This is a genomic window from Agrobacterium sp. DSM 25558, from assembly GCF_900100825.1.
Lineage (GTDB): Bacteria > Pseudomonadota > Alphaproteobacteria > Rhizobiales > Rhizobiaceae > Agrobacterium.
Genome location: NZ_FMUD01000030.1, coordinates 52,525 through 66,148, shown reverse-complemented (window position 1 = coordinate 66,148; position 13,624 = coordinate 52,525). Strand labels below are relative to the sequence as shown.

Here is a 13,624-nt window from a genome sequence, read left to right as displayed (position 1 = left end):
AGGTTACTGCGAGTCGATCTCCCCCCTTGAGGGGGAGATTTCCGGCAGGACAGAGGGGGGTAAGCCCCACCCACAAACCTCAAAACACGAACGGAAACCCCATGCCCAGCCCCACCGTTCCCCCACTCGGCACCATCCCCACGGCAAACGGCACGGCATTCTCCGTCTACTCCCGCCACGCCTCGCACATCGACCTCTGCCTCTTCGACCCCACCGGCACCACCCAAACCGCCCGCATACCGATGAAGCGCGATGAAAACGACATCCACCGCGTCACCACCAACGCCCCCGTAGGCACCCGTTACGGCTTCCGCGCCGACGGCGTCTTTGCCCCCGGTCACGGCCTGTGGTTCGACCCATCAAAACTCCTGCTCGACCCCTATACCACGGAGATCGACCAGCCTTTCGTTCATGACCCGGCACTGTTCACCTTCGGCACCGACACGTCGCACATCATGCCCAAGTCCATCGTTTCGCAACACCAGCCCGTAAAGCGCCAGGCACCCCGCTTCGCACCGGGTGGCCTGATCTACGAAGTCGCCGTTAAGCCTTTCACCATGCTGCACCCTGATGTGCCCGATACCATCAAGGGAACGGTCGCAGCGCTCGCTCACCCCGCCATCATCGCGCATCTCAAGCACATTGGCGTCGATGCCATCGAGCTGATGCCGATCACCGCCTGGATCGATGAGCGGCATTTGCCCCCGCTCGGCCTCACCAATGGCTGGGGTTACAACCCCGTCGGCTTCATGACGCTCGATCCACGCCTTTGCCCCGGCGGCATCACGGAACTGCGCGATACGGTCGCCGCGCTGCATGAAGTGGGCATCGGCGTCATCCTCGATCTCGTCTTCAACCACACCGGCGAAAGCGACCGTTTCGGCTCGACGCTATCGCTGCGCGGGCTGGATAACCTCACCTATTACCGCCATTTGCCCCAAGATCCCGGCACGCTGGTCAACGACACCGGCACTGGCAACACAGTCGCCTGTGATCACCCGCAGGTCCGCCAGCTTGTTCTCGACACCCTCCGGCATTTCGTGGCACATGCGGGCATAGACGGCTTCCGCTTCGATCTCGCCCCCATCCTCGGCCGCACGGCAGACGGTTTTGATAGCGCCAGCGAAACCCTAAACGCCATGAAAAACGACCCATTGCTGCACGATCGTGTTTTGATTGCAGAGCCTTGGGATATCGGCCCCGGCGGCTATCAGCTCGGCAATTTCCCTGACAATTTCCTTGAATGGAATGACCGCGCACGTGATGATCTGCGACGCTACTGGCGTGGTGATGACGCTACGACGGGCGCGCTGGCCGATGCGCTTGCCGGCTCCTCGCCCATCTTCTCCCGCCACGACAGAACCGAAACCCGCAGCGTCAACTTCCTCGCGGCACATGATGGCTTCACCCTGTTCGATCTCGTGTCCCACGCCCGCAAACACAACGAGGCCAATGGCGAAGACAATCGCGATGGCCACAACGAAAACCATTCTTGGAACAATGGCGTCGAGGGGCCGACCAATGATCCGGCAATCCAGGCAGCCCGTATCAACGACGTCAAGTCGATGCTGTCAACGCTGTTTACGACGCGCGGCACCATCATGCTGACGGCAGGGGATGAGGGCGGGCGCAGCCAGCAGGGCAACAACAATGCCTATTGTCAGGATAACGAGATCACCTGGGTCGATTGGGCAGCGCTTTCGCCGGAGCTGATCGAACACACGGCGTTTCTGTCCGGTCTGCGCAGGCGCTTCAGCGCTTTCAGCGACATGAGTTTCTTTTCGCCCCATACCGATGACATCTCCTGGCTGTCGCCGTCGGGAGAGCCGCTGACCGCGACCGACTGGGAAAAGCCGGAAGGCACGCCGCTAGCGGTGCTGGTCAAAACCCATGGCAGCCTGACCGATGAACCGGCCCGGCTTGCCATTCTGTTCAACCGAACCCACGCGGTCGTGCCGTTTTCACTTCCCGGCGAAGGCTGGCAGGCCATCGGCACGGATTTCGGCAATCCCGCCCACCTGCCCGCCCGTTCGGTCGTCTTCTATCTGCGGCCTTGAATGCTGCATTGCAAAAAGGCCATTGTTCTTTAGGCCCGCCCCTGTAGAGTTCGGCACGTCACAGCGTTCAAACGTCCTGTCTTCGCGAGGAACCATGCCCAAAGAAATTTCTCTGGCTGACGTTAAAGACCTAGTCGGCTCCGAAGTCGGCGTATCGGACTGGATCACCGTCGATCAAGCGATGATCGACGCCTTCGCCAAAGCCACGCTCGACGACCAGTTCATCCACACAGATCCCGAACGCGCCCGCGACGAAAGCCCCTTCGGCGGCACCATTGCCCACGGTTTCCTGACGCTCTCGCTGCTCTCGGCCATGAACTACAGCGCCCTGCCCAAAATCCGCGAACAAACGATGGGCATTAATTACGGCTTCGACAAACTCCACTTCGTCGCCCCCGTCAAAAGCGGCGCCCGCATCCGCGGCCACTTCACACTCGCCGAAGCCCGCTTCCGCGGCGGTGCCATGCTGATGAACACCTATGACGTGACGGTGGAAATCGAAGACGAAAAGAAACCCGCATTGACAGCGCGGTGGACTACGATCAGCCAGTTTAACCCGGAGGATCGTCCAGAAGACGTGTGATTAAAAATTAATCTGACTGTGGAGGCCTTATGAAGTTTGCTTATCTGATGGAGCCCCCGTTCAACTATCGCACTGACAACGGCCATGTGACAGGCTGTGACGTAGAATTGGCAAAAATAGTCCTGTCGATGATCGGCATCGATAAAGTTGAATTCATCGAAACCGAATTTTTCAAACTTCTCCCGGGTCTGGAGCAACGACATTGGGATATCACAACTGGTCTGTTCGATACGCCTGAGCGGAGAAAGATCGCAGCTTTCAGTCGTCCTATCTGGGCATTGTCCGACGGATTACTTGTCAGAAAAGGAAATCCAAAAAAACTGAGCGGATACGCCTCCGTTTCAGTAAACCGGAAATGCAAGCTGGCGGCGATACACGATCAGGTCCAGCACAAAGCTGCGCTTTCTGCTGGCATTCCGGAAGACCGGGTCGTTTTATACAAAACCTATGATGAGGCTGCAAATGCCGTTCTTGAAGGCAAGGTGGATGCTTATGCGAGCGTTGCCATGGCACATCGAGGACATCTCTCGCGACATCCAGATATCGATATGGACGTTATTGCTGTCCCAAGGACGGAACACACTGCGGCTTTCGGTGCATTTGGTTTTCGTCAATCAGACGACACATTGAAAAATGCGATCGATTCCGCGCTGACGCAATATCTTGGTTCGAATGAGCACCGGGCGATGATGAAAACTTTCGGCTTCAGCGATGCGGATATCAACATGATTACGACTTAGCGAGCATTGCAGGCCAGCCTCTGCCCGCAACAAGCAACGGCCCGTGTTCCTCAATGAGTTGAGCCAGCAATGCCTCTTCGTCATCGGTCAGTGCTTCTCCGTCGACGAAACGCCAGTTCCGCTCATAAAGCGTAAACGCCTCATCGCCTCCCAAAACCACGTTTTCAGCACGGTTCCAACAAAGCGCTCGCAACTGCGGATATTTTTCTACATGAACCTGCATCGCTCGATGTCCTCTTTAAAGGATATATACGCGATTGACCTCAATCATTCCACACTTCTGACGACATTCATTGCGCACAACGTTTTCTCACCAAAGAGCCGGAACCTGTCCCCGCTATACGCGTTGAAGGCTACACGCCTTGAGGGGGGACAATTCAATGGCACAAAATATCACGCAACCCGACGATTCCGCAGAGCCTAAAACTGAGCTCAAACGTGTCATCGGGCCGGGGCTGCTGCTTCTGTTTATCGTGGGAGATATCCTAGGCACTGGCATTTACGCGCTGACCGGACAGGTCGCCGCAGAAGTCGGTGGCGTTGTCTGGCTACCATTCCTCATAGCGTTCGGTGTGGCCCTTCTCACCGCCTGCTCCTATCTGGAACTGGTCACGAAATACCCCAAAGCTGCCGGTGCAGCGCTCTATACGCACAAAGCCTTCGGCGTACACTTCATAACCTTCCTCGTCGCCTTCACGGTCATGTCGTCGGGTGTTACATCCGCTTCCACGGCGTCACGCGCCTTCGCCGCCAACTTCACCACCGTCACCGGTTTTGATTTCGGCGCTTTCGGCGTAACGGGCGTCGCCATCGCCTTCATCGTCGCCATCGCGCTCATCAATTTCCGGGGCGTGGGCGAAAGCGTGAAGATGAACGTCGTGCTGACCGTCGTGGAACTCACCGGTCTGCTCATCATCATCGGCATTGGTTTCTGGGCCATCGGCAATGGTCAGGGCGATGTTTCTCGCGTCTGGACCTTCCAGCCTGCGGGCGAACACGGTGTTATCTGGTCAGTGGTCGCCGCCACCACGCTCGCCTTCTTCGCCATGGTGGGCTTTGAGGATTCGGTCAATATGGCCGAGGAATGCAAGCAGCCAGCTCGCATCTTCCCGAAAGTGCTGCTTGGCGGCCTCGCCATCACCGGCGTCATCTATATTCTCGTCGCCATTTCCGCCATCACGCTGGTTCCGGCAGCTGATCTCGGAGAAGGCGAAACGCCCTTGCTGAAGGTGGTGGCCGCAGGCGCACCCAACTTCCCCATCGGCATTTTCGGCATCATCACCATGTTTGCGGTCGCCAACTCCGCGCTCATCAACATGATGATGGCGAGCCGCCTGATCTACGGCATGAGCCGCGAAGGCGTGTTGCCGCCAGCACTCGGCAAGGTCCACAAGGCCCGCCAGACGCCCTATATCGCCATCGTCTTCACATCGTTGATAGCCATCGGCCTCATCGCCTTCGCAGGCGGCGTCCCGGCGCTGGGCGGCACCACGGCGCTGCTGCTGCTCGGCGTCTTCACCATCGTCAATGTCGCCGTGCTGGTGCTGCGCAAGGACAAGGTCGAGCACAAACATTTCCGCACCCCGACAATCCTGCCCATCATCGGTGCCGTCAGCTGCTTCTTCCTCGTCGGCCCGTGGACGGGTCGCGACCCGGTACAATATTCGATTGCCGGTGTGCTGCTGTTTATTGGGGTGCTGTTGTGGCTGGCGACGGTGAGCTTCATGAAGATGCAGCAGAAGGCGGCGTAATACGCCCCATCTTCACCCCGCAGATGATGCGGGGTCCAGCCGCCGCGCGTCTGCGCGGCGAGAGATGCTTTTGTTGTGGAATCACGCCGCCTTGGCGACGTGATACTCCTTGATCGCAGCCATCTTGATGCCCGGATACCGTTCGGCCTCATACCGCAGGGAAAACGCATCCTGCGCCAGAAACACCGGATCGCCATCCAGATCGCGGGCGATATCACCACGCTTGACGGTCAGGAACTTCTCCATATCCGCCGCCTGCTCCGCTGAAATCCAGCGGCAGATCGAAAAGCGTGACATTTCGAACGAAACCGGCAGGCCATATTCGCCCATCAACCGTTCTTTCAACACGTCCAGCTGCAACGCGCCGACAACACCGACGATGGCAGGCGAGCCGTCTTCCGGTGAAAACAGCTGCACGACGCCCTCTTCGGCCATCTGGTGCAGCGCTTCCTTCAGCTTCTTGGCCTTCATCGCATCTTCCAGCCGCACGCGGCGCAGAATTTCCGGCGAGAAGTTCGGCACGCCCTGAAACACCAGGTTTTCGCCTTCGGTCAGCGTATCGCCAATGCGCAAAGTACCGTGGTTGGGAATGCCCACCACATCACCTGCAAAGGCCGTGTCAGCAATGTGGCGCTGTGAGGCGAAGAAGAATTGCGGTGCCGTCAGGCCCATCTGCTTGCCGGTGCGCGCCAGCCGCGCCTTCATACCGCGCTCCAGCTTGCCGGAGCAGATGCGGGCGAAAGCAATGCGGTCGCGGTGGTTCGGGTCCATGTTCGCCTGAATCTTGAAGACGAACGCCGTCATCTTGTCTTCATCGGCATGCACGGTGCGCGTATCGGCCACCTGGTTGCGTGGCGGCGGCGCGATGTCACCGAGAGCATTGATCAGGTCGCGAACGCCGAAGTTGCGCAGAGCCGAGCCGAAGAAGACCGGCGTCAGATGCCCCTCCAGAAACGCAGTGCGATCAAACGGGCGGCAGGCTTCCAGCGCCAGTTCGGTCTCTTCGATGAAGGCATCGCGCTCGTTTTCCGGCAGACGGCTTGCTACCGCCTGCGGTCCGTTGACCTGCGTAGCATCGACCTCGTTGTCAGAACCGCGCACGCGGTTGCTGGCCAGATGGTAGGAGCCGCAGAAGCTTTTCGAGCGACCGATCGGCCAGGTAATCGGTGCCGTATCCAGCGCCAGCTTCTCCTCGACTTCATCGAGAATCTCGAAAATGTCCCGGCTTTCGCGGTCCATCTTGTTGACGAAGGTGATGATCGGAATATCGCGCATGCGGCACACTTCGAACAGCTTCAGGGTCCGTGGCTCGATACCCTTGGCGGCATCGATGACCATGATGGCCGCATCCACCGCCGTCAGCGTGCGATAGGTATCGTCGGCAAAGTCTTCGTGACCGGGCGTATCGAGAATATTGAAGACCTTGTCGTCATATTCGAACGTCATCACCGAGGTGACGACCGAAATGCCGCGCTCGCGCTCGATTTTCATCCAGTCGGACCGCGTCTGGATACGGTCCTTCTTCGCCTTCACCTCCCCGGCCAGCTGAATGGCACCGCCGAACAGCAGCAGCTTTTCGGTCAGCGTCGTCTTACCGGCGTCCGGGTGTGCGATGATAGCGAAGGTGCGGCGGCGGGAAACCGCCTCTGCGAGTGTTTCGGGCATCAAACAAATCCTGTGGAATTGCCGGGTATCTAACGTTTCGGGGCCGCTTTTGCAATTGACCTTGGCACCCACACGGCAAACTAATGCCGCATGACCCTAAAAAACGAAAATCGCCCCGCCCTTAATCTCCTTCGTCTAGCCCATGCGGACGGCATAGACCTGCCATCCTACGAAACATCAGGTGCCGCCGGCATGGACCTGCGCGCCGCAGTCGCAGCAGAGGAACCCCTGGTCTTGAAGCCGGGCGCGCGCGCCCTCGTCCCCACCGGCTTCATCTTCGAAGTGCCACAGGGCTTCGAGGCACAGATCCGCCCGCGCTCCGGCCTTGCCATCAAGAACGGCATCACCTGCCTCAACACGCCGGGAACGGTGGACAGCGATTATCGCGGCGAGGTCAAAGTCATCCTCGCCAATCTCGGGCAGGAAGATTTCGTGGTCGAACGCGGCATGCGCATCGCCCAGATGGTCATTGCGCCCGTTACCCAAGTGGCCGTCTTCGAGGTAACGGAGACGTCAGATACCGCCCGCGGCACCGGCGGCTTCGGCTCCACCGGCGTCTGATGCCTCACAACCGCTCGCAAATTTCTGCCCGGTATAAGTGAAATTGTTCACTTCCTGTTCTTGTTTTCCGGTTTGCGTTGTGCAAGGTTGCATGGGCGGACACTTACACGCTTGATTGCGCGTTTTCTAAAGTCCGCCTGTTGGGGGCTTACATGGTTGCGCGCGTCAATACGGTGGCATTTCAGGGCATAGAGGGCGTGCCCGTCGAAGTTCAGGTCATGGTCGCACCCGGAAAGGTCGGCATGCAGATCGTCGGCCTGCCGGATAAAGCCGTTGCCGAAAGCCGGGAGCGGGTGCAGGCAGCCCTCCACGCCTCTGGCCTGGCACTTCCCGCCAAGAAGGTCACCGTCAATCTGGCACCCGCTGATTTGCCCAAGGAGGGCAGTCACTTCGATCTCCCCATTGCGCTCGGCCTCATGGCTGCCTTGGGTGCCATTCCCGCAGATGCACTGGGTTCCTATGTCGTCCTGGGCGAACTCAATCTGGATGGCACCATCGGCGCCGTGTCAGGCGCGCTTCCCGCCGCCATCGGCGCAAATGCGCAGGGCAAAGGCCTCATCTGCCCGGCTGACAGCGGCGGCGAAGCCGCATGGGCGGGGGTCGATTTCGATATTCTCGCACCCCGCAGCCTCATCGCACTCGTCAATCATTTCCGTGGCACACAGCGCCTGTCACGTCCCGTCCCGGCCATTCGCGCCCATCCCGCCAACCTGCCTGACTTGGCCGATATCAAGGGGCAGGAAAGCGCCAAACGAGCATTGGAAGTGGCCGCCGCCGGTGGCCATAATCTCCTGATGGTCGGCCCACCCGGTTCGGGAAAATCCATGCTGGCCTCGCGCCTACCTTCCATTCTGCCGCCACTGTCGGCTGCGGAATTGCTGGAGGTTTCAATGGTCCACTCCATCGCGGGCCAACTCTCCGGCGGAAAATTGTCGGATCGCCGCCCGTTCCGTACTCCACACCACTCCGCCACCATGGCAGCCCTTGTTGGCGGCGGCTTGCGTGCCCGACCCGGCGAAGCGTCCCTTGCCCATCATGGGGTACTCTTCCTCGATGAGTTCCCGGAATTTTCGCCACAGTCTCTGGATGCCCTGCGCCAGCCGCTGGAAACCGGCGAATGCATCATTGCCCGCGCCAACCACCGCGTCAGCTATCCCGCAGAAATCCAGCTCGTCGCTGCCATGAACCCGTGTAAATGCGGCATGGCGGGCGAACCCGGCTTCACCTGCGCGCGTGGTCCGCGCTGCGTCACGGACTACCAGCAGCGCATTTCCGGACCGCTGATGGACCGTATTGATATCCGCATCGAAGTTCCCGCCGTCTCCGCCGCCGATCTCATCCGCCCCATGGCCGCCGAAGCCAGCGCAGATGTCGCCAGACGCGTCGCCCGCGCCCGTGATCTACAACAGGACCGTTTCGCGGCCGCAGGTTTCAACGGCATCCGCACCAATGCCCGCTGCTCCACGGCGCTGATCGAAAAATTCGGTGAACCCGATGCCCCAGGCCTGCAACTGCTCCGAGACGCCGCCGAAAAACTGAAATTCTCCGCCCGCGGCTACCACCGCATCCTCAAAGTCGCCCGCACTCTCGCCGATTTGGACGACAAGACAACCGTTACCCGCATTCATCTGGCAGAAGCGATTTCCTATCGGATAGCAGGGGAGCGACTGACGGCGGCGGCCTAACCTTACCGCTTGCGCTCCGCCAGACGCAAAAATCACAGGTGTCATCAAGCACAGTTGCAATCGGCATCAAGAATGATACATCGGAATTCCGGCTCCCATTTCAAAAGGAAAGATTATGCCGGACTTCTCCACACTGATACTTTTTGCCGCCGCAGCCCTTGTTCTGACCGCGACGCCCGGCCCTGACATGCTGCTCATCGCATCACGCAGTGTCAGCCAGGGTCGGTCCGCGGGTTTTCTCACCTATGCCGGAATAGCTGTCGGCACCTATTGCCACGCAATCGCTGCCGCTCTCGGCCTGTCCCAACTCTTTTTGACCGTGCCAATTGCCTATGAAATCGTGCGTTGGGTGGGCTGCGCCTATTTGCTTTATCTGGCTTACAAGACCCTTCGCTCACGAAGCTCCGCCTTCGCACCATCAGCAGGTCTCACGCGACTATCGGGCAAGCGGATTTTCATCGAGGGTCTGGCGACCAACATTCTCAACCCGAAAATGGCGCTGTTCGTGCTGGCTCTTTTCCCGCAATTTATCGATCCGAATGGCAGTTCGATGCTCATCCAGACGTTAGTGCTCGCCAGCATTCTGAACGGCATTGGTTTTTTGGTGAATGGTGCGGTCATTCTGTTGGGAACCGGCATCCGTCGCCGCTTATCAGCCATCAGCCGCTTTCCCAAATTGCCGCAATATCTGCTGGCAACCGTTTTCGCCGGGCTTGCATGCCGTCTGGCACTCGGCAGCAGAAACTGAAAACGCCCTAAGAGGGCGTTCTCTTAGGCATCCCGCGCGCCCTCGTCCAGCAACCCGAACACATAGTCCGCAAAAGAGCGCCAGCATTCCACCCGGAACGTGTCTTCCGCCACGCGCAAGATCACCACTTCCGCCTTGCCGAACACGGTGCGCGAACACGCGCCGACGGGAAACACGGCGAGCGACAAATCCTGCGGGCAGCCCGTGTTCAGCGTCGCTTCCGCCCCCGTGCCGGAGACGGTGATGGCCGTGTTGCGGTGGGAGACGTCTGTAGCGGAGTGCGGAGCCGAGACGGTGGCGCAGGCATCCATCAGGTTGCTTTCGCCCTGGTCGATCACTAGCCACTCGTCCGGCCCAAGCCACAGCGCGGCGCGCAAAGCTGAGGTGGTGGACGTCTTGGGGGTCTCAGGCAGGCTGATATCGAGAGCCTGCGAAAGCTCCGCCACCGCATCTGCCTTGGCGCGCAGGGACAGACGGTAGGCGGGAGCTGCCATCTTGATAGAGACGGTTGCGGAACCGGCGCGTGCGCCTTCCAGAACCAAAGTGCGGTTTGCCAGATCAGCCATTGATGCGGCCTCCTTCCTTGTCGAAGAACACCATGTCCGTCACCTCAACCGCAATCGTCTTGTCGGCCAGCGGAATGTAGAGCGTTTCGCCTATCCGCGCGCGTCCACCGGCCACCAGCCCGAAGGCGATGGAGCGGCCGAGATTTTCGGACCAGTAGGATGATGTGACGTGGCCGAGCATGGTCATCGGTTTCGGCTGGTTCGGATCGGCAACGATCTGCCCGCCCTCTTCCGGCACGTCATGCGAATTTTTCGGTAGCAGACCCACCAGTTGCTTGCGTCCCTCACGCTTGAGGTCCGGCCTCTGCAAGCCGCGAATACCAACGAAATCCGTCTTCTTCTTGGACACCGCCCAGCCAAGCCCCGCATCGTCAGGCGTCACCGTGCCATCGGTATCCTGACCGACAATGATGTAGCCCTTTTCGGCGCGCAGAATATGCATGGTTTCGGTGCCATAGAGGCAACCGCCGACGGCCTCGGCGCGCTCAGCAATTTCCTTCCACACGGCAGGACCGAAATCGGCTGGTACGTTGATTTCGAAACCGAGTTCGCCGGTAAAGGACACACGGAACAACCGCGTCGGCACGCCGCAAATCGTGCCCTCGGCAATGGCCATATGCAGGAAGGCCTCGGGCGAAAGATCGATACCATCAACCAGCGGCGCAATCACCTCACGCGCCTTTGGCCCCTGTACGGCAATGACAGCCCATTGTTCGGTGGCGGATGTCAGCCACACATTGAGGTCCGGGAATTCGGTCTGGAGATAGTCTTCCATGTGCTGCAACACGCGCGGCGCACCGCCCGTCGTCGTTGTCACATGGAAACGGTCTTCGGCCAGACGCCCCACCACGCCATCATCATAAACGAAGCCGTCTTCGCGGGTCATGATGCCATAGCGGCAGCGGCCGGGCTTCAGCGTGCCCCAGGCATTGGTGTAGAGCAGGTTGAGGAACTTGGCCGCATCAGGCCCCACAACCTCGATCTTACCGAGTGTCGACGCATCGAACACGCCCACCGTCTCACGCACCGTTTTGCACTCGCGGTTCACAGCCTGGTGCATGTCTTCACCGGCGCGCGGGTAGAACCATGCGCGCTTCCAGTTGCCCACGTCTTCAAAGGTGGCATCGGCAGCCTCTTCCAGCGCATGCATCGGTGTCTTGCGGGCGGGATCGAACAGCTTGCCGCGCGAATGACCCACCAGCGTGCCGAAAGTCACCGGCGTATAGGGCGCACGGAATGTCGTCAGCCCCACCTTGGGCAGGTCACGCCCCAGCGCTTCGGATGCGATGGCCAAGCCATGCATGTTGGACATCTTGCCCTGATCGGATGCCATGCCATTGGTGGTGAAGCGCTTGATATGCTCGATGGAATGCATGCCCTCGCGCACCGCAAGGCGGATATCCTTGGCGCAGACATCGTGCTGGAAATCGATAAAGGCCTTGACGTTGTCGCCTTCGCCCGCCCCTTCCGCCGCACCAATCATGCCGCCAGTCCACACATGCGCGTTGCTGGCGGAAAATTCCACAGCGCCACCGCCCGCAGATGCCGCCTCGGCAATCAGCGCGGCCAGATCATCCGTGCCGTTGCAGGCACCGATGGAAACGCAATCCTGCACATGCACATCGGGGAGAAAACGCTGGTTTTCCCTGTCGTATGTCAGCTTGCCGCGCGATTGCGAGAATAGATGCACGGACGGCGTCCAGCCGGCGGAAACCACCAGCGCATCCACCTTGATCTTGCGCTTCGAAGACCCGCCATTACGACCGACGGTGATGGAGGAGACCCGCAAACGCCCAGCTGTATTGTAAACGCTATGGCCCGCCAGCACCTCGATGCCCAGCGCCCGCGCCTCGTCCAGAAGCTTGGCATCCGGGTTGGCGCGGCAATCCACGATGACCGCAATTTCCACCCCTGCATGCTTCAGGTCGAAGGCGGTTTCGTAAGCGGAATCATGGGCGGTATAGACAGCCACATTGTGGCCCACGGTCACGCCGTACTGGTTGAGATAGGTGCGCGCAGCCGATGCCAGCATGATGCCCGGCCGGTCATTATTGGCAAACACCATGTGCCGCTCGATAGCGCCGGTCGCCAGCACCACCTTCTTCGCCCGCACTTGCCACAGCCGCTCGCGCGGCGCGTGTCCCGGTGTTGCCAGATGGTCGGTCACACGCTCGGCAAGGCCGATGAAATTGTGGTTGTAATAGCCGAACACGGTGGTGCGCGTCAGCACCTGCACATTCGGCATGGCCTTCAGCTCGGCCAGAGTCCTCTGCGCCCAGTCATAGCCGTTGATACCGTCGATCGTCGTGCCGGTATCGAAACGAAGAGCGCCGCCAACCTCCGGGTTCTCATCCGCCAGAATGACCTTCGCCCCGGTCTTTGCCGCAGCCAGCGCTGCCGTCAAACCGGCCACGCCGCCGCCTGCCACCAGCACATCGCAATGGGCATAACGGCTGGCATAATGATCCGTATCGCCTTCCTTGGGCGCGTTGCCAAGCCCCGCCGCACGGCGGATGATCGGTTCATACAGCTTGTCCCACGCCGCCTTCGGCCACATAAAGGTCTTGTAGTAAAAACCCGCCACGAACAGGGGCGAGAGGAAATCATTCACCGCACCCACGTCGAAGGACAGCGAAGGAAAGCGGTTCTGCGAAGAGACGATCGCCCCATCGAACACTTCCTGCACCGTGGCGCGCACGTTCGGCTGCTTGCGGCTGCCATCGCGCGACACGTCAATCAGCGCATTCGGCTCTTCCGGCCCGGCGGAGAGAAAACCGCGCGGACGGTGATATTTGAACGAGCGGCCAATCAGATGCACGCCATCCGCCAGCAAGGCAGAGGCCACCGTGTCACCCTGAAGGGCCGTGTGGATCTTGCCATCGAAGGTAAAGCGCGCCGTGCGCGCAGGCGTCAGGCGGCCAGCGCCTTTGATGCGATAGGCGCCGCTCATCGGGCTGCTCCTTCATGTCCGGCCAGAACCGTGGCCTCGTCCGGCTTCGGCTCGCCCGCCTTGTAGGTCAGGTAAATCTTGTCGCTCACGGAATGGCGCGCAGCGTTGAAGAACCGCCCGCAGCCGTGAATGTGCCGCCAGCGCTCAAACACCATGCCCTTGTCATTGTCGCGCATGAAGAAATATTCGGCGAATTCCTCATCGGAAATTCCGGCAATATTTTCGGGCCGCGCAATATGCGCCTCCCCCGCCCAGCGGAATTCCAGCTCGGAACGCTCTTCTTCACAATAGGGACAACGGATCAGCAGCATGTTCTTG

General features: G+C 59.9%; 12 protein-coding genes. 7 read left to right on the top strand and 5 right to left on the bottom strand.

From position 1 onward, the window contains the following. Positions 1 to 101 precede the first annotated feature (101 nt). The 3 genes from glgX to DSM25558_RS21340 all read left to right on the top strand — a co-directional run bounded on the left by glgX (position 102) and on the right by DSM25558_RS21340 (position 3,380). The gene (gene glgX / locus DSM25558_RS21350) at positions 102 to 2,057 is read left to right on the top strand and encodes a glycogen debranching protein GlgX (protein ID WP_077106696.1); all 1,956 of its coding nucleotides are present in this window, start codon (positions 102 to 104) and stop codon (positions 2,055 to 2,057) included. 94 nt (positions 2,058 to 2,151) lie between these two features. Continuing rightward, positions 2,152 to 2,640: a MaoC family dehydratase gene (locus DSM25558_RS21345; RefSeq protein WP_077106695.1), complete on the top strand. Its 489-nt coding sequence runs from the start codon at positions 2,152 to 2,154 to the stop codon at positions 2,638 to 2,640. A 29-nt stretch (positions 2,641 to 2,669) separates the two neighbouring features. Next, on the top strand, positions 2,670 to 3,380 hold the full coding sequence (locus DSM25558_RS21340) for a transporter substrate-binding domain-containing protein (RefSeq protein ID WP_077106694.1): 711 nt from the start codon (positions 2,670 to 2,672) through the stop codon (positions 3,378 to 3,380). On the opposite strand, the gene DSM25558_RS21335 is transcribed toward DSM25558_RS21340, so the two are convergent. Further along, positions 3,370 to 3,603 carry a hypothetical protein gene (locus DSM25558_RS21335; RefSeq protein WP_077106693.1) on the bottom strand — a complete coding sequence of 78 codons (234 nt, stop codon included), beginning with the start codon at positions 3,601 to 3,603 and terminating at the stop codon, positions 3,370 to 3,372. The genes DSM25558_RS21340 and DSM25558_RS21335 overlap by 11 nt on opposite strands. A 157-nt stretch (positions 3,604 to 3,760) precedes the next feature. Between DSM25558_RS21335 and DSM25558_RS21330 the strand changes: the two genes are divergently transcribed. Next, a complete protein-coding gene (locus DSM25558_RS21330; RefSeq protein ID WP_077106692.1) occupies positions 3,761 to 5,131 on the top strand; it encodes an APC family permease in 1,371 nt (456 codons plus the stop codon). A gap of 81 nt (positions 5,132 to 5,212) precedes the next feature. Here DSM25558_RS21330 and DSM25558_RS21325 read toward each other — a convergent pair whose 3' ends face one another. Continuing rightward, positions 5,213 to 6,796, bottom strand: a complete 1,584-nt coding sequence (locus DSM25558_RS21325) for a peptide chain release factor 3 (protein ID WP_077106691.1) — start codon at positions 6,794 to 6,796, stop codon at positions 5,213 to 5,215. A 90-nt stretch (positions 6,797 to 6,886) separates the two neighbouring features. Here DSM25558_RS21325 and dut point away from each other — a divergent pair, with 90 nt between their 5' ends. The 3 genes from dut to DSM25558_RS21310 all read left to right on the top strand — a co-directional run bounded on the left by dut (position 6,887) and on the right by DSM25558_RS21310 (position 9,790). Continuing rightward, a complete protein-coding gene (dut, locus tag DSM25558_RS21320; protein WP_077106690.1) occupies positions 6,887 to 7,357 on the top strand; it encodes a dUTP diphosphatase in 471 nt (156 codons plus the stop codon). A gap of 152 nt (positions 7,358 to 7,509) precedes the next feature. Next, a complete protein-coding gene (locus DSM25558_RS21315; protein WP_077106689.1) occupies positions 7,510 to 9,042 on the top strand; it encodes a YifB family Mg chelatase-like AAA ATPase in 1,533 nt (510 codons plus the stop codon). Positions 9,043 to 9,157: 115 nt separating this feature from the next. Continuing rightward, positions 9,158 to 9,790 (top strand): LysE family translocator, encoded by a 633-nt coding sequence (locus DSM25558_RS21310; RefSeq protein WP_077106688.1) that lies wholly within the window; start codon positions 9,158 to 9,160, stop codon positions 9,788 to 9,790. Between the two features lie 23 nt (positions 9,791 to 9,813). Here DSM25558_RS21310 and DSM25558_RS21305 read toward each other — a convergent pair whose 3' ends face one another. Genes DSM25558_RS21305 through DSM25558_RS21295 form a run of 3 tightly spaced genes read right to left on the bottom strand, consistent with a single transcriptional unit; the run spans position 9,814 to position 13,617 of the window. After that, entirely contained in the window at positions 9,814 to 10,356 is a 543-nt protein-coding gene (locus DSM25558_RS21305; protein ID WP_077106687.1) for a sarcosine oxidase subunit gamma, read from the bottom strand. Next, positions 10,349 to 13,306: a sarcosine oxidase subunit alpha gene (locus tag DSM25558_RS21300; RefSeq protein WP_077106686.1), complete on the bottom strand. Its 2,958-nt coding sequence runs from the start codon at positions 13,304 to 13,306 to the stop codon at positions 10,349 to 10,351. Before DSM25558_RS21300 ends, DSM25558_RS21305 begins: the two co-directional genes overlap by 8 nt. Beyond that, positions 13,303 to 13,617, bottom strand: a complete 315-nt coding sequence (locus DSM25558_RS21295) for a sarcosine oxidase subunit delta (RefSeq protein WP_077106685.1) — start codon at positions 13,615 to 13,617, stop codon at positions 13,303 to 13,305. The genes DSM25558_RS21300 and DSM25558_RS21295 overlap by 4 nt, the downstream gene beginning before the upstream one ends. Positions 13,618 to 13,624 lie beyond the last annotated feature (7 nt).